This window comes from Bradyrhizobium sp. USDA 3262 (genome assembly GCF_054060035.1).
The window spans coordinates 6,386,989-6,406,085 of record NZ_JBSSCT010000001.1 but is presented as its reverse complement, the minus strand read 5'-3'; the positions used below and the strand labels follow the sequence as shown (position 1 = coordinate 6,406,085).

14 protein-coding genes are annotated in these 19,097 nt (G+C 62.3%); 7 read left to right on the top strand and 7 right to left on the bottom strand.

The window, feature by feature from the left end; translation table 11 throughout:
• Window positions 1-72: 72 nt before the first annotated feature.
• From tssG to ACVWYP_RS30130, 7 genes are all read right to left on the bottom strand, one after another.
• Window positions 73-1,137, bottom strand: a complete 1,065-nt coding sequence (gene tssG / locus ACVWYP_RS30160) for a type VI secretion system baseplate subunit TssG (RefSeq protein WP_304495850.1) — start codon at window positions 1,135-1,137, stop codon at window positions 73-75.
• Entirely contained in the window at window positions 1,101-3,068 is a 1,968-nt protein-coding gene (gene tssF, locus ACVWYP_RS30155; RefSeq protein ID WP_304495849.1) for a type VI secretion system baseplate subunit TssF, read from the bottom strand. The genes tssG and tssF overlap by 37 nt, the downstream gene beginning before the upstream one ends.
• A gap of 1 nt (window position 3,069) precedes the next feature.
• Window positions 3,070-3,618, bottom strand: a complete 549-nt coding sequence (gene tssE, locus ACVWYP_RS30150; RefSeq protein ID WP_304495848.1) for a type VI secretion system baseplate subunit TssE — start codon at window positions 3,616-3,618, stop codon at window positions 3,070-3,072.
• 68 nt (window positions 3,619-3,686) lie between these two features.
• Window positions 3,687-4,172 (bottom strand): Hcp family type VI secretion system effector, encoded by a 486-nt coding sequence (locus ACVWYP_RS30145; RefSeq protein WP_028339372.1) that lies wholly within the window; start codon window positions 4,170-4,172, stop codon window positions 3,687-3,689.
• Between the two features lie 52 nt (window positions 4,173-4,224).
• Window positions 4,225-5,727 carry a type VI secretion system contractile sheath large subunit gene (gene tssC, locus ACVWYP_RS30140; protein WP_018272201.1) on the bottom strand — a complete coding sequence of 501 codons (1,503 nt, stop codon included), beginning with the start codon at window positions 5,725-5,727 and terminating at the stop codon, window positions 4,225-4,227.
• 16 nt (window positions 5,728-5,743) lie between these two features.
• Window positions 5,744-6,271 carry a type VI secretion system contractile sheath small subunit gene (gene tssB / locus ACVWYP_RS30135; protein ID WP_304495846.1) on the bottom strand — a complete coding sequence of 176 codons (528 nt, stop codon included), beginning with the start codon at window positions 6,269-6,271 and terminating at the stop codon, window positions 5,744-5,746.
• Between the two features lie 129 nt (window positions 6,272-6,400).
• Window positions 6,401-7,714: a type VI secretion system protein TssA gene (locus tag ACVWYP_RS30130; RefSeq protein ID WP_304495845.1), complete on the bottom strand. Its 1,314-nt coding sequence runs from the start codon at window positions 7,712-7,714 to the stop codon at window positions 6,401-6,403.
• Between the two features lie 351 nt (window positions 7,715-8,065).
• Between ACVWYP_RS30130 and ACVWYP_RS30125 the strand changes: the two genes are divergently transcribed.
• From ACVWYP_RS30125 to tagF, 7 genes are all read left to right on the top strand, one after another.
• Window positions 8,066-9,934 carry a type VI secretion system Vgr family protein gene (locus ACVWYP_RS30125; RefSeq protein ID WP_304495844.1) on the top strand — a complete coding sequence of 623 codons (1,869 nt, stop codon included), beginning with the start codon at window positions 8,066-8,068 and terminating at the stop codon, window positions 9,932-9,934.
• 5 nt (window positions 9,935-9,939) lie between these two features.
• The gene (locus tag ACVWYP_RS30120) at window positions 9,940-10,503 is read left to right on the top strand and encodes a DUF6931 family protein (protein ID WP_016843428.1); all 564 of its coding nucleotides are present in this window, start codon (window positions 9,940-9,942) and stop codon (window positions 10,501-10,503) included.
• Between the two features lie 12 nt (window positions 10,504-10,515).
• Window positions 10,516-11,892, top strand: a complete 1,377-nt coding sequence (gene tagH / locus ACVWYP_RS30115; protein WP_304495843.1) for a type VI secretion system-associated FHA domain protein TagH — start codon at window positions 10,516-10,518, stop codon at window positions 11,890-11,892.
• Between the two features lie 48 nt (window positions 11,893-11,940).
• A complete protein-coding gene (gene tssK, locus ACVWYP_RS30110) occupies window positions 11,941-13,278 on the top strand; it encodes a type VI secretion system baseplate subunit TssK (RefSeq protein WP_028339365.1) in 1,338 nt (445 codons plus the stop codon).
• Window positions 13,279-13,586: 308 nt separating this feature from the next.
• Window positions 13,587-14,801 (top strand): type VI secretion system protein TssL, long form, encoded by a 1,215-nt coding sequence (gene tssL, locus ACVWYP_RS30105; protein WP_304495842.1) that lies wholly within the window; start codon window positions 13,587-13,589, stop codon window positions 14,799-14,801.
• A 45-nt stretch (window positions 14,802-14,846) separates the two neighbouring features.
• Window positions 14,847-18,398, top strand: coding sequence for a type VI secretion system membrane subunit TssM (tssM, locus tag ACVWYP_RS30100; RefSeq protein WP_304495841.1), 3,552 nt, complete (start codon window positions 14,847-14,849; stop codon window positions 18,396-18,398).
• Window positions 18,395-19,096, top strand: a complete 702-nt coding sequence (tagF, locus tag ACVWYP_RS30095) for a type VI secretion system-associated protein TagF (protein WP_369525586.1) — start codon at window positions 18,395-18,397, stop codon at window positions 19,094-19,096. Before tssM ends, tagF begins: the two co-directional genes overlap by 4 nt.
• Window position 19,097: the final 1 nt, after the last annotated feature.

Below are 19,097 nucleotides of genomic sequence, written 5' to 3'. Positions count from 1 at the left end.
ACGATGCCGGGGTCGTCGCGGAAATCGGCTCGAATTCCCATGATGTTAGGACAATCCGAGCGATGCTTAGGTTCAAACCGGCGGCGTACCTGTCGCAGCGCTGCGCCGGGCTCTCAGACGCTCGGCAAGGTGAAAGCGTGCATCGCGCCGGTACTCCTCGGTCGAGGCCCAGTTCGGCGAAACCCAGCTGGTCCATCCAAGGCGTCCGCTCTGCCCCAGCTTCATCGGGACAACCGCTCCCGCCGGAATGGCAAGTTCCACCTCCCACTCGAGTTCGTCGCCGATGTAGAAGTAGACGGCGTCAGCCAGGGGCTCGGACAGGTTCGGCGCTTCGGTGGGCAGGAACTGCTCGTATTGAGCAAAATCCTTCACGAACACGCGAACCCTGATCTTGTCTTCGACACTGAACACACGCGAGCCTAGGAGTGCGTCGTGACCGAGCCTGGCGTGCGTCCCGCCGAGCCGGCTGCAATGGCTTGGGTCGAACGGGAGCCAGGTGCCAACGAACTCGTCGATCTCGACCCTGACATCGAACAGCCCTTGCAGCAGCCGCGCCAGTCGTGATGCGGATTTCGCTCTCGGTGAAACCAGCCCGGCGAAGCTCAGCTTCGCCATGTCAGGCACGGTATCCCGATTGGCAAAAATATCGGAGCCGAGGCCGGCGAAGGAGCCGACATAGGCAATGAAGCGGTCGTCGGATGGGCGATCATGCTGGGCGATCGGCCGTGCGTCTGCCCAGGCTCGAAAGAACAATTGCAGAAAGCGTCCATTCAGCAGATCGAGAAAACGGGGGAAAGCGTCGTCCCGCATCAACTGCCAGCCGACGCTCTCATCGGTGGTGGCCAGCGGCAGCGCGCCCTGCGGTCCGAGCAGCCCGAGGAATTTGACCAGAATTCTGAGCCTGCCATCACGATCGTCGACCGAGCTCAGATTGGAGGCGGGAAATTCCAGATAGGGGGTTTGACCGAGGTCGACAAACTCCTCGCGACGCGCTGCACTGTCGCCGATCCGCGGCCGATCCGGATTGCATCGCTCGAGCTGGCGGAGCGTCTGAAAGAAATCGAACCGCCAGGGCTCGGCCTTCATCTGGTCGATCAGCGTCACAGCGGCCTCCGGGTGCCCATGCGGGCCGGCCAACGCATGATCTCGCCGCGCTCCGGAGTCGAGATGACGGTCTGGGTGAAGGTGTTGAAGCCTGAATAGTCGGCGAAGAAGCGTTCCAGCACAGCCCCGAGCAGGAACACGCCGCTGCCCTCGAAAGCCTTCTCGTCGAGCGTGACCGTGATCTCCAGGCCGCGCGCCGCGCCACTGCCGGTACGCTCACGCACCCGCCGCACCACGGGCCTGCTCTCGACGCTGCGCACGCCACGAATCTTTCGCTCCGTCGCATCGTCGAACTGGTCGGCGAACAATGACAGCATCTCCCGCAGTGCTCCGGCGTTCTTGCCGCCGCTGCGTTCCACGAGGCCGAGATAGTTCAAACTCAGCATGTTGATCAGGCGCCAGCTGACGACGCCGCTATTGGCGATTTCGCTGCGGCTGCGCAACTGCGCCACCACCGGCTCGCGTGGTCGGGTGGGGCCGGCGATGCACATCAGCTCGAGCGAGGTGTCGTCGAGCAGGCGAAAGTCGGCTCCGCCCTGGCCGACCGGAAGATGTTCCGTGAGATGCCGGTTCGAGCACAGCGCCCGGACGCTCAGCTCGGCGGCGGATCCGTCGCCGCTCGGGTCGCCGGGCTCGAGCAGCGAGAGGAACATGTCCGTCCCGGTATAGTCCGAGGCCGCGCCATAGGTCTTCTCTTCGACGGTGCGCCGCCGCGGCAGCCGACGAACCGTATAATAAAGTCCCTCGACCGATCCGGCCGTCCGGTCGACGGCGGCGGAGTACAACGGACGTACGCGGCGCTTGTCCTTTTCCGCCGGAAAGTGCGCGTAGACCTCCAGTACCTGGTGCGGTTCGTATTCGAGATAGCGGCTTCGGTCGGGCACCACGTGGTATTCGTAGGTATTCGACTTGATCGGGATGCGATCGCTGGTCTTCTCGAACAGGTTGATCGCCGGGGCGGTGTAGAGACTGAACGTATCCGCCCGGACCGAGGCGGCGAGACGCGAGTTGTGCTCATCGAACGCGAAGACGATATCGATGGATTTGCTGCGTAACCGCGGCATCACAGCGCGAAGCTGCGTCAGATTGACGCCAAGGAACTTGCGCGGAAACACGAAATATTCCCGCAACAACTCCGAGCCGCGAAAGACCCGGTTGTCGTTCGGAAACAGGGATTCGTTCTCGCTGAAGCCGACCTGCTGCACACAGTCGTTCGGAGCCCGGATGACGACCGGATCGCCGAAATCGTCGAGATAGCGAAAATAGAGCCCGACGCAGTTCGATGTCAGTTGTTCGTAAAGTGCGATGGCATCCGACTCGGCGCCGGTTAGATAAATGGGCAGTTCGCTGGTGCGGCAGCCGGCGAACCAGGTCTCCGGTTTGTTGCGGGTCTCCGCGTCCGCCGGCTCCTCGTCGAGCCGCGCGGCGGTACGGTGCGTCAAGGAGAGCCTGAGTCCGGCGATGACCTCTCCGCCGACTGGAATCCCGAGGGCCTGCAACGCGCCCGCGGTCGCAAAATACTCGGCGCCGGTGACGTCAAAGGGCCAAAGCACGATATCGCGGCAAAGCCGGAACCGGCAGGCGAGGCTCCGTTCCCTTTCGCGATAGCTCGCGTCGAAATAGGCGCCCCGCGCAATCTTCTTGCCGTCGCGCAGCGCCGGATCGGCGTAGGTTGGTTGAACCTTGACCAGCATGGCAGACGGAGTCGGCGCGAGATAGTTCGGAACCAACTGCTCAAGCAGGTTCGCCGTGAATTCCGGAAACTCGTGCTTGAGCTTGAGCTGAACACGAGCGGCGAGAAATGCAGCGCCCTCCAGCAGGCCTGAGATCATCGGATCCGAGCGGTCGCGGACCAGACCGCCGAGGCGCTCGGCGATGCCAGGATACTCCTCGGCAAAACCCTCCGCGTGCTCGTACAGCAGCGACAGTTCACGATTGTAAAAGTCGAGGAACTCGCGGTTCATGCTATAATCGGTTGATCTGTATATCGCCGCTGTCGAGGTCGACGTCTGCGACGAATTCCACGGGCACGTTGAGCGGTTCGCATTTCAGGTCGGAATGCACGACGAAGCGCAGCTTGAGCTGCTCGGCGCCCACGGAGGTGTCGCGCCGCACCCGGATGGACTTGCGATCGAGTCTCGGCTCGTAGGTCGTCAGCGACATGCGCAGGGCATCGCTGAGCTCCTCGTCGGTGACTTCGTCGATCGAACGGTTTGCGATATCGGGGAATCCATAGTTCAGGATCGAGGTGCGGACGCAGCCGCGACCCGTCAGGTCAAGCGTCGATTCGAGGGCAATGGTGTTGAGGAGAGTTTCGACGTCCTGCGAAACCTCGCGCCTTAGCAGCGTCTCCGAGATCGGGAACCGACCAGCGCTGCGCCGTCCCGCTATCACTCGCTCACCGAACTGATCGCGCAGTTCGAGTGGTTTGCGCGCATCGCGCGCGTCATAAGCCGCACGAAAGGCCAGCATCAATGGCGGAGAGAGCCGGTCCTTCCTTGGCGTAACAGTCATTGACAGTCCCCGTACAGCCGGCGCCGATTGCCGCTATGGGCAACTGGCGCCGGGCAGGAAGCCTGCGATCAGGCCCATTCCTTGTTGGCCGCAACGTCCCATCCGAACACCGGAGACGCGCCGGCGCCGCCTTTTTCGGTCTGGGTCTTGTAGGTCATTTTGACCTTCTGGAAGTTCAGGCTGACGTTTTCGGTGAGGCGATCCTCGCCGTGCGATCCGCCCGTCGAGACGCTGGAAACCAGAACGTGCTTCATCTCGATCTTGAGATATTCGAGCGGATGTTCACCGGCCTTGCGTACCGTGAGGATGGCGCTGTCGATGTGCTTTCCATTGGCGCAGACCTTGAAAAGCTCGGGTGTCGCCTTGTCCACGAAGTGGGTGAAGTGGAGGTCTTGAACGGCGACCTTGCCGGCGCCGCCGCCTGATCCGCTGTGGAACGTGCCGCTTTGGCTTTCGCCAAACGACCAGCTTAAAATGTCGATTTCCTCCTTGTGTTTGTCGTCGAGCGACTCGCCCTTGATCGGATCGAGTTTCAAAAAGATGTCGACAGCCATAGCATAGCCCTTTCAAAATGCTCTGATGATAGACGGTTGCGATAGCGCGGCGTCAGGAGCTCGGGCCTGGCAGGCGCGAAACGAGACTGAGACCGACGTCCATCGCTTCCAATTGAAAGTGTGGACGGAGAAAGAAGCGCGCGTTGTAATATCCCGGGTTCTCCTCGTTTGCTATGACCTCAACCTTCGCAGCGGCCAGCGGCTTGCGCGCTTTCTGAGCTTCTGACGACAAGGCCGGATTGGCATCAACGTATTCGTTGATCCAGGTCTGCAGCCAGACCGTCAGCTCATCCTTTTCCTTCATGGATCCGATCTTGTCGCGAACCATGCACTTCAGATAATGCGCAAAGCGGGATACTGCGAACATGTAGGGCAGACGTGACGACAGGTTGTCGGACGCGGTTGCATCCACGCCCTTGTCGCCGAAATACTTCTTCGGCTTATAGAGCGACTGGGCGCCGATGAAGGCGGCCTTGTCGGTGTTCTTGCGATGGATCAGCGGGATGAGTCCCGCCTTTGCAAGCTCGTGCTCGCGACGATCGCTGATGGCGATCTCGGTGGGGCATTTCAGGTCGACGCCACCGTCGTCGGTCGGGAACGTATGCGTCGGCAGGTTGATGACCTCGCCGCCGGACTGGACGCCGCGGATGCGCGTGCACCAGCCGAACTCCTTGAAGGCGCGGTTGATGTTGACTGCCATCGCATAGGCTGCGTTGATCCAGCCGTATTTGTCACCAGTGTGCCCGTCCGTCTCCTCCTCGAAGGCGAACTCTTCCACCGGCTCCGATTTGGCGCCGTAGGGGAGGCGTCCCAGCGCGCGCGGCATGCACAGGCCGAGATAGCGCGAGTCGTCCTGATCGCGCAGTCCCTTCCATGCGGCGTATTCCGGCGTGTCGAACACCTTGCCAATGTCGCGAGGGTTGGACAGTTCGGTCCACGAGTCCATTCCCATCAGCGTAGGCTCGGCGCCGCTGAAGAAGGGGGCGTGGGCGGCGCCGGCGATCTTGCTGAGATCGCGGAGCAACTGCACGTCGGTGGGAAGGTGGCTGAAATAATAGTCGCCGATCAGGCAGCCGAACGGCTCGCCGCCGAGCTGGCCGAATTCGTACTCGTAGATCTGCTTGAAGAGCGGGCTCTGGTCCCAGCGCGCATCGGGATAAAGCCGCAGGTTCCGATACAGCTCGTTCTTGGAGACGTTCATCACCCGGATCTTGAGGTTGGCGTCGGTCTCGGAGTTGAAGACGAGGTAGTGGAGGCCGCGCCAGGCACTTTCGATCGCCTGGAATTCGGGCGCGTGCAGGATCTCGTTCATCTGCGCGGTCAGCTTCTGATCGATCCGCGCGATCATCTCCTCGATGGTGTCGAGTACGTCCGACTTGATGACGCTCGTGTCCTTGAGCGCCTCCTGAACGAGCGTGGACACCGCATTCTCGACTTCGGTTGCCGCGCGTTCGGTGCGCGGCTTGAAGCTTTGCTTCAGCAGGGCGGCAAACTCGTCGGCCTCGACGGTCCCGACCTTGGTGGTGGTCTCTTTATGGATTGCTTCTTTTGCCATGGTCCCCATTCCTTCCTTAGCTGTTGGTGTCGGCTTCGGTGGACTGGCTGGTCGCGCGCTCGCGCAGCGCGGCCATCAGTTGAGGATCGGCGAGGAGCTTCTTCAGCTGGTCCTCGGCGCCCACCTTGCCATCCATGTAGCGCAGCAGGTTGGCGAGCTGTTCGCGCGCTTCGAGCAGCTTGGCCGTCGCCGGCACCTGGCGGGCCACCGCCACCGGCGTGAAGTCGGAGATCTTGTTGAAGCGCAGGTTGACGGAGATCTTTTCGTCAGACCCGTCGCTGAGACGATTGGCGACGCGCGCCGTCACGCCGGGCTGGATCGCCGCCATGCGGTTGTCGAAATTGTCCATGTCGAACTCAAGGAACTTGCGCTCCTCGACCTTCGTCTTTTCGACGCCGGGGTTGTTGCCGGAAAGATCGGATAGGACACCCATGACGAACGGCAGCTCGATCAGCCGCTCGGCGTCGTAGGGATCTTCGTAAGTGATGTGCACGCGCGGTGCGCGGTTTCGGCGAATGAATTTTTGACCGCTGTCGGTTGCCATTGGGTTGCCCTCTTCACAAAAAAATCTCTGCGGAAGCCGACTTGCGCGACGCAGGCAGGGGAAGTGCCTCGGTCTTTCGTCGGCGGAGCTTCCTTCCGTTCAGTTAGTCCCGTCGAACGGAAGGCGGGTTCAATTCGATTTATCGATCGCCTTCAGAGCGCCCTCGGGCAGCACTTCGTTCAGCAGGCTGAGGAAGTCTCGCTGTGCGAGTTCGCGTGCGCGATCGACCAGGAACGGGATCGGGCTGGACGGCTCTGCTGCCCGGAAGAAAGACGCGACCTTGCTCAGCAAGTCCAACGCCTGCGCTCTGTTTTCTGCCGCAAAAACAGCATCTTGAGCCTCGTTTTCGGCCGCGGATGGGAGCGAGGTGGCGAATTCCGCCATGCGTTCGATCGGCAGGTCGAAGACCTTGTCGCGACCGATATTGATGGCGGCGGTCTCCACGTGGGCCGGCATCAGCATCCGCATCACTTCGATAAACGATTTGCCAACCATGTCCTGCGCCTGCCGCACCAGCAACAGCGCCGGGCTCGACGGTTCCTTCCGAGCGAAATAGTCGGCGGCCGCCGCCAGCGCCGCGGATGCCTGTCCGGGTGAGGTCACCGCGCCGGCGATTTCGATCGGAAGCTGCGGGCCGTCTTGAGTAGACGCATCCGGGGATGGGGCAGTTGCAGCCGGATCGCGTGCGGTGACCAGAGTCGCGAGCCAGCCGGCCATGCCATTCGCGACACCCGCCAGCCTGTCGAGACTGATGGGTTGCCCCGAGTTCAACTTTTCGTGCCAAACCGATTTGATGCCGGCGATCTCGGCAGCGACCGCCGAACAGCGGGCGCTCACCGCCTTGAGGGTGTCGAGATCGGTCTCGCCGACGATGCGCTCGATGGTTCCGAGATCCGGCATGTCGACATCGGCATCGGCGGCGGGAATTTCGCCCTTGGCAATCTGATAGGCACGGTAGTTGAGGCTGCCGTGCCTTCGATTTTCGATCAGGGGGAGGAATTGGAGCGGGTTGATCACCGTCGGAAACACGTCGATCGCCTCGATGGTGACGGCCCGAAAAGCATAGTCGCCGTCTTCGCCCCTTGGGTGAACCGCTTCCCATTGTTCGCGGAGCAGCAGGGTGGTTGCCCTCAGGCAGTCGAGGAAGCCATCGAGATCGCGGTTCAGGATGGAAAACTTGGCGAGCAGCATGGTCAGCCGCAGATCGCGGGTGCGAGCCAACAGGGGCTGCGCAGCGGCGAACTGGCCGGCAATATCGATGGCCTTCGGGTCGAACCGTCCGCGCTCTCCGTTCGCATTTACGACCTCGAAATACGACATCGGCAGCAACGATTCCGCAGCTGCGAAGAAATTCAGGTACTGGACGTCGCCGGCCGCATCGAGGTCAGGCCCGCAGGGATTGTCCGGGTCGATGGGCTGGGTCAGGGATACGACGTCGAGCATGCAAAGAGGATCCGTCTGCGGGGCCCTGGTCCCTCCACCAGGTCCGTGACATCTGGCGGATCACGCGGGGGATCATGATCCGATTGACTGTTAGGTCAGATCAACGCCGGCCTCGGTTCATTCCCGGCATGATGGCGGTTTCCCGTGAACCAGCAAGCGCTTGGAACCGACTACATGAGTGCCGCAGCGGTTTCCTCGGGCGGGTGCTTTGCCGCGTCAGGTGAGGGCGACGCCGGGCGGACTTGTCGGCCATCGCACCGATGGCCGGCTCGGATTTCGGTTGTTCGTGCTTGACCGCCCGATGCGCCGGTTGCGCAGCTGGTGCGGTCAACGAGGGAGTTTAACGCCCACATGGGCCAGCTTACCCAGGATACCCGCCTCTGCGAGCTCAAGACCCCCCTTGGCAAGGACGTTCTGGTTTTTGCCCGGTTCGAGGCCGCCGAAGGTCTGAGTGAACTGTTCGAATATCGCATCGAGTGTCTCAGCGAGGAGGCCGATCTCGACTTTGATCGGGCCATTGGCAAGCAGTGCACTCTCACCATCAAATTGCACGAGAAGGAACGCGAGTTCAGCGGCATTCTCACGGAAGCCCAGTGGCTGGGGGTGAAGAACGACTATTTCAGTTACCGGATCGTGCTGAAGCCCTGGTTGTGGCTGCTGTCGCGGACCACCGATTGCCGGATCTTTCAGGACAAGAAGGCGCCCGATATCATCAAGGAGGTCTTCAACGAGCGCGGCTTCACGGACTATGAGTCCAAGCTTACCGAAGAGGGCTCATGTCCGAAGCTCGAATACTGCGTTCAATATCGCGAGACCGATCTGGATTTCGTGTGTCGGTTGATGGAGCAGCACGGGATCTACTACTTCTTCAAGCATGAAGGCGGCAAGCATACGCTGGTGCTGGCTGACTCCAAGTCCTCGCATAACCCCATCAACGGTCTCGCGAAGATCCCCTACATCCCGCTCACCGGCTCCGACCGTCGCGGCGAGCAGCATATTTATGAATGGGCCTCCGAGCGCCGGTTTCGCACCGGGAAGATCGAGCTCAACGATTACAATTACCAGAAGCCCAACTCGCAGATGATCAGCGACGCCAAGGGCTCCGAGCACTACACACGATCCGAGATGGAGTTCTACGACTATCCCGGCAAGTTCAAGGAGAAGTCCGACGGCGAGCGATACGCGAAAATCCAGCTCCAGGCCGAGCAGGCGATGGATCGGCGCCGCCGGGGCAACGGCGACGCCGTTAATCTGTTTCCCGGCGGACTAACCAAGCTCGAGAAGCACTCGAAAGACTCGCAGAACGTCGAATATCTCGTGGTACGAGCCGCTCATTCGTTTTCCATCGAATCCTATCGCACTGGCGGCCCCGGCGACGCCGGACAGCACGTCTACTTCGGCAGCTACGAATTTCTGCCAAGCGATCGGCCGTTTCGATCTCCCATGACGACGCCGAAGCCGAGGATCAACGGCATTCAGACAGCCAAGGTGGTGACCAAGGACGACAATTCGAGCGAGGAAATCGACGTCGAGTCGCTGGGCGAAATCTATGTTCGCTTTTTCTGGGATCGGAAGAAGAAGCGCTCGTGCCGGTTGCGCGTGGCGCAAGTCTGGTCCGGCAAGCGCTGGGGCGGTCAGATCATCCCGCGCGTCGGGCAGGAGGTGGTCGTGGAATTCCTGGAAGGGGATCCCGACCGGCCCTTGGTGATAGGGACCGTCTACAACGATGAATACAAGCTGCCTTACGACCTGCCGTCCAAGAAGACGATTGCGGGTCTGAAGTCCGACTCGACCAAGGGAGGCGGCGGTTACAACGAATGGAACTTCGAGGACAAGAAGGGGTCCGAGAAGATCACCGTGCACGCCGAGAAGGACTACGATGTCACGGTCCGCGACACCGAGACCAGGACCATTGGCGAGGCCGCGTTCGGCGGCGATACCCGCAAGACCACGCTCAAGAACGGCAACGACAAGCTTGATATCCAATTGGGCGGTCAGCACATCAAGCTGGCGCTGGATCAGTCCGTCGATGCGGGCCTGAGCATCACCCTCTCGGCCAACGTCAATATCACCCTGCAGGTTGGTCCAAGCCAGATCATCCTGTCTCCAGCCGGCATCGTCATCAACGCGCCGACCATCACCATGACCGCGCAGGCCGCCATGGCGCTCGCGGCCGGCGGCCCGTTGGTTGCCCACGGCACGCCAACCATTGTCGGCTGACAGCCATGAATCAGGTTCGGTTCAGCACAGTCCACGATCTGTTTGAAGCCTATCCGCTGGCCCGCTACGACGTCGGCAAAGCCGCTCCGGACAAGTTGTCGTTGGATTTCCTGCAGGAGGCGGCCGATGCTGGCAACTGGCACCAGGCTGTATCCTTCTGCGCGTATCTGCTCCCCAGGCGCGTGGCCGTCGCCTGGGGCTGTCGCTCGTTGCGGCAGATGTTCGACCATTTCGACGGCAATGAAGGCAGGTCGCTCAATTTTGCCGAGACCTGGGTCCGGCAACCGGACGAGCAATCGCGCAACAAGGCTTTGGCGGTCGGCAATGCCAACGATCCCGAGCAGCCGGCGACCTGGCTGGCGCTGGCGGCGGGTTGGTCTGGCGGAAGCGTGGTTCCCGCGGAATTTGCACCGGTCGAAGCCAAGCCGGATCAGACGGCGCGAGCGGTTCGCGCAGCCCTTTTGATCGGCCTCTGTCGGCTTACCCGTGAGTCCAGGGACCGGATAATGACGGCCTGCCTGGAGGATGGTATTCAATTGGCACGCGGCGAACCGCGCCCTCCACGCTGACGAGACGATGTGATGGTGCTTCGCTTTAACATCGAGAACGAGCCGAACCTTCCAGACGGCGGCCCTGTGTCATTTACCGTCACAGGAAGGCGCTCGGTCGACATTGGCCGGGACCGCCATCTCGACTGGACATTGCCCGATCCGGCACGGATGATTTCGGGGAAGCATTGCGAGATCCATTATCGCGACGGCGGCTACTGGTTGCACGACGTCTCGACCAACGGCACCTTTCTCAATGGTGCCGACCAGCGCATACGGGGAGCGCATCGGCTGCGTAACGGCGATCGGCTCGTCATCGGCCACTATGTGATTGGCGTTTCGCTGGACCTGGATGAGCCTGCCGAGGGCACGCCGAGCCATGGCGCGCAGCAGCAAGCTCCGCTCGCTCAGCAGCACGCCGATTACCAGGAACTGTGGGCTCCCGGTCGCGACGTGCCGCCGCCAATCGACCCGCAGCAGCTGCGAAAGCCGCGCGAGGCCGCGCGGCCCGTCAATCCGGAATTCCTGGACTGGGCAGCGAGCGTTCCGCCGGCGGGCGTCGATCCTGTCCGGCATTCGCCACAGATGCCTCAGCGCGAGCCGCCGCTGCACGACGACATGAGCTGGGCAGCGGGTCCGGTTGCCACGCCAAAACCGCCGGTCGATGTGCTGCAAGCGATGCCGACGCCGCGCCGACCGTCGGTATGGGCCGACGACGAAGCGGCTGTCCCGCCACCGCCGGCTCCCTCACCGGCAGGGCATGTGGGAGCGCCGCGGCCGCAACTGGCCGAGCCGGCACCGGCCACGGCCGCGTCGATCGGCAATCCCGAGTTTGCGCGCCTGGTCGCACGTGCTGCCGGACTGCCGGACGGTTTCTTTGCCGACAAGACCGAAGCCGAACTCGCGGAACAGCTTGGCGTCATGCTGCGCATGACCGTGGAAAACCTGATGGCCCTGCTGCAGGCGCGGACCCAGGCCAAGCAGCTGACGCGCAGCACCAGCCAAACCACCATCCAGGCCATCGAGAACAATCCGCTGAAATTCTCGCCGACCGCGGAAGACGCGATGCGTATCCTGTTCGGGCCGCCGACGCGCAGTTACCTCGATGCGCCGCATGCCTTCGCCCAGGGCTTCAAGGACCTCAAATCCCATCAATTGAAGACCTATGCGGCAATGCAGCATGCCGTCCGGGGATTGATCGCCAGTATCGATCCGACGCTGATGGCGCGCGAGCTCGAGCTTCAGCGCGGCGCAAGGTCCTTGTTTGGCTCGAACAAGAGCAAGCTCTGGGATGAATTTTTGACGCGCTGGAACGCGCATCTCGGTCGCGACGAGAGCGCGCCGATCGATACCTTCATGCTGCATTTCTCCGAATATTACGACCGCGCAGACAAGCCGGGGTCAAAGTGAACTGTCGGTGACGATGCAGTCGCCGATCATTGCCGAGTGGATGTAGGAATGTCCTGGTACAGCAAAGTTTTCTGGTCGGAAGGTCTGTTCCTGCGGCCGCATCACCTGCAGCAGAACGATCGCTATCTCGAGCATCTGCTGGAAAAGCGCGTTCGCTACACGACACCGTACCCCTGGGGCTTTGCCCAGCTCGAGATCGATAACGATCTTACCCAGCAGAGCAAGTTCGCCGTGCGCAGTGCGACCGGCGTCATGCCGGACGGCACGCCGTTCGATATTCCTGCCGACAGTCCGATCCCGGAAGCCATCGAAGTGCCGGATTCGGCCGCAGGCCAGATCGTCTGGCTGATGATGCCGGTCGCGGCGCCCAATACGCGGGAGGTGGATGAGGATCGCACCGACAGCGCAAGTCGCTACGTTCGGACTGCCGAAACGTTTATCGATTCAACCTCGGCGCTGCGCATCGAAGAAGAGATCGACATCGTCTATCCGCGGCTCTCGTTCGAGCTGCGCAAGACGAGCAAGCCGGGATACATGGGTCTCGGCATCGCTCGTATCCTCGAAGTGCGCGACAAGAATATCCTGTTCGACGACAAGTTTGTGCCGCCGATGCTGGTCTGCGCTGCGCATCCGGTTGTCGATGGCTGGCTCAATCGAATCATTGGCTGGGTTGAGACCAAGCTCGACGAGTTGGCGCGCTACGCGGTCGATCCTTCGTCCGGCGGCGGCTTGCAGAGCGTCGATTATCTCGTGCTGCAGGTGCTCAACCGGACCATTCCCGTGCTGACTCATTTCAAGCGGTCCGGCAGCGTACATCCCGAGCGGCTGTACGAGGAACTGCTGCGGTTTGCCGGCGAGCTTGCGACCTTCGCGACCACCGAACGGCGCGCACGGGACTACCCGGCATATGATCACGACAACCTCGAATACGTCTTCACGCCCCTGGTGCGCGACATCCAGGATTTCCTGAGCGCGCGGCTGGGCAGGCGGGCGATCCGTCTGGAGATCATCGAACGCGCCCAGAACGCATTTGTATCGCCGATCCGCGATCGCGCGCTGTTCCGGAATGCGACCTTGGTGCTGGAGGTCGCCGCGCGGCGGCCCCTCGTGGAGATTCAGAATGAATTCCCGCACCTGTTCAAGGTCGGGCCCAACACAAAAATGACCGAGATCGTGCACGCAAACCTGCCGGGTTTGACCCTGGTGCATCTGCCCACGCCGCCACCGCACATTCGAGCCATCACAGACCACGTCTATTTTTATCTCGATCGCAAGTCGCCGCTATGGCCCGAGTTCAGCACGGCGGCCTCGATCGGGATGCATTTTTCCGGCGACTGGCCGGAGCTTGAGTTGTACCTTTGGGCCATCCTGGAAGAGCGGCCATGACCGACAGGGACAAGCCGGTTAATCCTTTCGGTCGGGGTGAGCGGACCATCATCCGTCCGAACCCCGGCGGGAAGATGCCGCCGGCTCCGGCTCCTCAACCTCCGGCAGGCGAGGGACCTGCCAGCCGTCCAGGGTACTCGCCATCGCCCATGGCTACGCCGGGTGGCCCTTCGCCACCGCCTTCATTCTCTCCCACACCGCAGGGCGCAAGCTACGCGGCCCCGCCGACCAGTCAGCCGTCAGAGGAATGGATTTCGACACCGGCGCCGGCTCAGGCGCCGCAACCGATCCTGCCGCCCGGACCGCCCTTGCGTGTCGACGATCTGGTTGCGCCAAACGCCAATCCGGTGATGCGCGCCGGCGGCCCTTTGCTGCAGTTGCTTGGCCGGCTGCGCGTCGCGCTGATGCGGGCGTCATTCGCGAGCCTGATGGAGCAGGTCGCCGACGCCATCAAGTTCTTCGAGAAGGATATCCGCTCGGCGGGTATTTCCGAGCACCAGGCCAATACCGCGAAGTATATCCTGTGCGCGACCGCCGACGATATTGTGCAACACATACCGACAGACGATCGACACGTCTGGGCCCAATACTCGATGCTCAGCCGGTTCTTCGGCGAGCGCGTGGGCGGCGTACGCTTCTTCGAGATTCTCGACCATTTGAAGACTGATCCGCTGGTCAACTATCCGGTGCTCGAGCTTCAGCACGCCTGCCTTGCGCTCGGATTCCAGGGTATCCACCGGACGTCGCCGGGCGGGCTTGCGAACCTCCAGGTGATCCAGCGCAACCTCTATGAAACGCTACGCCGGGTTCGACCCAAGCCGACCAATGATTTGTCGCCGCACTGGCGGGGCCGGGCCTTGGCCGGTCGGCGGAAGCACTTGCGTATTCCGGTTTGGCTGGTGGCGGCCGTGGTCGCCGCGCTGCTGACGGGATCCTATTTCGTTCTGCGAACGTTGCTGGCTGGCCGTGCAGAGAATGCTGCGCAAGTCGCGCTGACACTGCATCCCGGCGATCCAATCGAGCTCAAGCGCCGCGTCGTTGCGCCGCCGCCACCACCGCCTCCGCCGCCACCGCCGGACCGCATCACCCAGCTGCAGCGCATTCGCAACGCGCTTGCGCAGGAGAAGACGGCGTGCGCCATGACGGCGGATCAGACGGCGAGCTTCATCGTGATCAGGGTGTGCGATCTCGCATTGTTTGCCTCTGGCCAGGCAACCATCCTGGATGGTTTCAAGCCGATCGCGGCCCGCGTCGCGGCGACGCTCGACAAGGAGCCCGGCCGAATCCGGGTGGTTGGCCATACCGACAGCTCGCCGATCCGCACCGTGCGTTTCCCCTCGAATTTCGAATTGTCGGTCGAGCGCGCCAAGGCGGTTGCCGCCGCGCTGAAGCCCGGCCTGGCCGATGGTTCGCGCGTCGATGTCGACGGCAAGGGATCGGATTCACCGATTGCCAGCAATTCGACTCCGGAGGGCCGCGCCAAGAACCGTCGGGTCGAAATCTTCATCGAACGTAGCGAATAGGCGGACGCCAGAGGCTCACGCGATAAGCGACAGGTACCGGTAAATATGCTCGCTAAGGACATACTACGCATCGTTCTCTATGGAGTCGGGCTCAGCTCGCTTGGGGCCGTGATCTACCTTGCCGGTCCCTTCGTTGCTTTCGGCGACTGGCATCCGCTGGAAAATCACATCGTCCGCCAGATCGCGATCCTGCTGCTCGGCGCCGCGGCAGCAGGCGTCACCGGTCTTCATTTCTTCAAGCGACGCAAGAATGCCAAAGAGATCGCCGACGGCGTCAGCGGCGCGGACCAGGCTGTCAGCGACGAGCCGGTGCTCAAGGAGCGCATGAAGGATGCGCTCGCAACGCTCAAGACCGCGAGCGGCAACAAGTCCGGTTATCTCTACGATCTACCCTGGTACGTCATCATCGGTCCGCCCGGTGCGGGAAAGACCACCGCGCTGGTCAATTCGGGGCTCAAGTTTCCGCTCGCGCGCGGGGCGACGCCGGCGGCGATCGCCGGGGTCGGCGGGACTCGCTACTGTGATTGGTGGTTTACCGAGGAAGCGGTGCTGATCGATACCGCCGGTCGCTACACAACCCAGGATTCAAACAGCAAGGCCGACAAGGAAAGCTGGCTGTCCTTTCTGGACATCCTGAAAAAAAATCGGTCGCGCCAGCCGATCAACGGCGTTCTCGTCGCGATCAGTCTGGAGGACGTGCTGACACTGCCGAAGCAGGAACTCGCGCTTCATGCCGATGCCATCCGGATGCGGCTCCTCGAGCTGCATCAAAGGCTGAAGGTGAGCTTCCCGGTCTACGCGCTGTTCACCAAGGCCGATCTCGTCGCCGGTTTCACTGAATATTTCGCCTATCTCGGCGAGGCCGGCCGGCGCCAGGTCTGGGGGGCCACTTTCCAGACCGCCGACAAGACCCAGAATCTGGTGGGGCAGGTCCCGGTCGAGTTCGATCGCCTGCTGGAACGTCTGAGCGAGGAAACGCTCGATCGTCTGCAGGACGAGCCGACGCCGCAGCACCGGGTGCAGTTGTTCGGCTTCCCGGCGCAGATGGCGCGGCTCAAGCCGCAGATCCACGATTTCCTCAACCAGATTTTTGAGCCGACGCGGTATCACGTGAACGCCAATCTGCGTGGGTTCTATTTCACGTCGGGTACCCAGCAGGGTACGCCGATCGATCAATTGATCGGATCGTTGGCGCGGACGTTCGGCGCGGAGGAAGTCGGGGCCGGATCATACTCCGGAACCGGCAAGAGCTATTTTCTCGCCGATTTGATTTCGAAGGTCATCATCGGCGAGGCCGACTGGGTCTCGACCGACCGTGCTGCGGTGCGTCGCGCCCTGATCCTCAAGACTGCCGCGCTGTCGGTGATAGGTTTGGTGGCGATCGGGCTGATCGGCGCGTGGCTGACCAGCTACAAGCGCAACTCCGAGCTGATCGAGCAGAGCTTGCAGGCGGACAACGAGTATGCAACCGCAGGTGCGCCGCTCATCAAGCAAACGCTGATCGCCGATCATGATCTCGACAAGGTGCTGCCGCTGCTCTATCGGCTGCGGAACGCTCCGGCCGGCTATGCCTCACGGAATGAGCCGGTAGCACTTTCGGCGCGCTACGGACTCAGTCAGCACGCGCGCCTGTTGTCGCCTGCGAAGGCGGCCTATCACACCGCGCTTGAACGCATGTTCAGGCCTCGCTTGCTGTACCGCCTGGAAGAGCAGCTCAATGCGCGCATCAACGAGCCTGCCTTCGTCTATGAGGCGCTCAAGGTCTACCTGATGCTCGGCGGCCTGCAATCCCCCGACCGCGAGCTCATCCGTTCCTGGATGCAGCGCGACTGGGCGGACAACCTCTATCCTGGCGCGACCAACGCGGAGGGGCGGCGTCTGCTGGATGAAAATCTCGTTGCCATGTTCGACCTCGAAACCGAGCAGCCGCCGCTGGTCGAGCTCGACGGACGGCTGATCAAGCAGGCCCAGAATTCGTTGGCGCGCCTCAGCGTCTCGCAACGTGCCTACGAGTTCCTGAAGTCGGAGGCTCGTGGATCGACCGCCGGCGACTGGATCGCCAGCCGCCGGGGCGGTCCGGACGTGGCAGTCGTCTTCGAAACCACGACTGGGCAGCCCTTGGACAACGTGCGGGTGCCCGAGTTCTTCACCTACAACGGCTTCAATCAGAAGTTCATCGCTCGACTGCCCGGATTGTCGGAGCGCATGAAGCGCGAGCGCTGGGTCTTGGGTGACGCCGGCCAGCAATCGGCAATCGACCAGCAGTATGACAATCTGGCCGGCGATCTGCTCAGCATCTACTCCAATGAGTTCGTGACGACGTGGCGGACTGCGCTCGGCAGTCTGCGTCTGAAGAAATTGCTCGCGGACAAGCCGAAATACGAGGTGCTGAGGGCGCTTTCGGCGCCGACCTCGCCGATGCGGCAAATCCTGGAGTCGGTGCGCGACGAGACGATGCTGACCAAGGAACGCCCGAAGCCGGCGAGCGGCGGCACGCCGGCCGCGCCGCCGGCGGCGACCACGCCAGCGCTGTTCAACAATGCCCAGGACGGTACGCCTGGTGCGGCGATCGAGTCGCAGTTCAAACCCTACCATGCAGTCCTTGAAGGGGAGAGCACCCGCCGGCCGATCGACTCGACGATCGCAAACCTGAACGACATCGCGCAGAATCTGACGCTGATGGTCGAGAATCCACAACTGACGGCGCAAGCAACGGCGGGGCTTCAGACCCAGGTTGCAGCGCTGCGCAACAATGCCTCGCGTATGCCGCCACCATTTTCCGATATGCTGCGGGCCGCGGCCGCGGAGTTCGAAGGCAGCATCGCCGCCTCCACCGCCGGTCAGATTCTGCAGTCGTTGCGCGATCAGGTCACGCCGGTCTGTCAGCAGACGGTGACCAACCGCTACCCGTTCGTACGGAGCAGTGGTCAGGAAGTCCCACTCGCGGATTTCGCCAAGCTGTTCAGCCCGAACGGCATCATGGACAAGTTCTTCACTCAATTCCTGGCGCCTTATGCGGATACTTCGCGATCCGAATGGGTCTGGCGGAAGGAGAGTCCCGTCGGCCGATCGTTCTCGCCCGACACATTGAAGCAGTTCCAGAACGCCGCCTATATCCGCGATGCCTTTTTCCAGACTGGCGGCGGTGTGCCGGCGGTGTCCTTTGCGATCCGGCCACCGGCTGCGGCCGGACCGGGCATCACAGTCAAGACCGAGATCGGCGGCACGACGATCACGAGCCCAACCACACCAGGACCAGCCGCAGCTCCCTCCATGTTTGGCGCGCCGCAACCCGCTCCTCCGCCGCCGCCGCCGCAGAGCAATTCACCGACCACGGTGCTCTGGCCCGGCCCATCGCCGCGGACGGCAATTTCGGTCAGCAACGAGACCGGCTCGCCGTCCGTACTCGAGCGCATCGGTCCCTGGTCATTGTTCCGAATGCTGGAGGCCGGCTCGCTGGTCGCCAAGGCGGAATCCGCCAGCGCAACTTTCATTGTTGCCGGACGTGAGCTCAATTATCAGATTTCGACCGGATCGTTGCGCAATCCGCTAAACCTGTCAGTGCTCCGCGAGTTTCGTTGCCCGACCGGAATATGACCATGCGATGCGGCTTATTCGGCAAGATCGGCGCGAAGCGTGATTTCATCGCGATCGCGACGCCGCGCAGCTTCCTGGAAGTCTGGGAGCCGTGGGTGCAAGCTGCCATCTCCGCGAGCCGCCATCAACTCGGCGCCGCCTGGCAGGAAGCATTCTTGACCGCGCCGATTTGGCGATTCTGGCTTGGCGCCGCGATCTGCGGCACCACCGTCGCAGGAGCGATCATGCCGTCGCTTGACGGCGTGGGGCGATACTATCCGTTGACGCTGCATGCGATGCCGGATGGTGACGACGCGCTGCCGCCGCCGCACATCGATCCGCAAAACGGGTGGTATGGGCAAGTGGAGACGTTCCTGCTCTCGACCCTGGACCGGGCTGCGACGTTCGAGCAGATCTCCGATGCACTGGATCGTCTCGCGCTTCCACGTCTGCGGACGCCGGGGACTGATGGACCACCGATCGTGTCGCTGAGCGACGCGACGCTGGGAATGGTTTCGACGGTCGATGGGTTTGCCGAGTCGTTCGAAGCGCTCTGCGACGCGAGCTCCCAAGTCTATGCCGCGGCTAGTTTCTGGTGGACCGCCGGGGGCGAGGGGTTCTCGCCGATCGCACTCTGTTGCCGCGGATTGCCGGATCCGTTTCACTATTCCACGTTGCTGACCGGCGACGTTGGCCGCGAAGTATCCGGGACGGGATGAC

What these genes read in the sequence shown, in the direction of transcription:
- tssF (WP_304495849.1), bottom strand. Translation starts at nt 3,068, where the DNA reads ATGAACCGCGAGTTCCTCGACTTTTACAATCGTGAACTGTCGCTGCTG.
- tssE (WP_304495848.1), bottom strand. Translation starts at nt 3,618, where the DNA reads ATGACTGTTACGCCAAGGAAGGACCGGCTCTCTCCGCCATTGATGCTG.
- ACVWYP_RS30145 (WP_028339372.1), bottom strand. Translation starts at nt 4,172, where the DNA reads ATGGCTGTCGACATCTTTTTGAAACTCGATCCGATCAAGGGCGAGTCG.
- tssC (WP_018272201.1), bottom strand. Translation starts at nt 5,727, where the DNA reads ATGGCAAAAGAAGCAATCCATAAAGAGACCACCACCAAGGTCGGGACC.
- tssB (WP_304495846.1), bottom strand. Translation starts at nt 6,271, where the DNA reads ATGGCAACCGACAGCGGTCAAAAATTCATTCGCCGAAACCGCGCACCG.
- ACVWYP_RS30130 (WP_304495845.1), bottom strand. Translation starts at nt 7,714, where the DNA reads ATGCTCGACGTCGTATCCCTGACCCAGCCCATCGACCCGGACAATCCC.
- ACVWYP_RS30125 (WP_304495844.1), top strand. Translation starts at nt 8,066, where the DNA reads ATGGGCCAGCTTACCCAGGATACCCGCCTCTGCGAGCTCAAGACCCCC.
- ACVWYP_RS30120 (WP_016843428.1), top strand. Translation starts at nt 9,940, where the DNA reads ATGAATCAGGTTCGGTTCAGCACAGTCCACGATCTGTTTGAAGCCTAT.
- tagH (WP_304495843.1), top strand. Translation starts at nt 10,516, where the DNA reads ATGGTGCTTCGCTTTAACATCGAGAACGAGCCGAACCTTCCAGACGGC.
- tssK (WP_028339365.1), top strand. Translation starts at nt 11,941, where the DNA reads ATGTCCTGGTACAGCAAAGTTTTCTGGTCGGAAGGTCTGTTCCTGCGG.
- tssM (WP_304495841.1), top strand. Translation starts at nt 14,847, where the DNA reads ATGCTCGCTAAGGACATACTACGCATCGTTCTCTATGGAGTCGGGCTC.
- tagF (WP_369525586.1), top strand. Translation starts at nt 18,395, where the DNA reads ATGACCATGCGATGCGGCTTATTCGGCAAGATCGGCGCGAAGCGTGAT.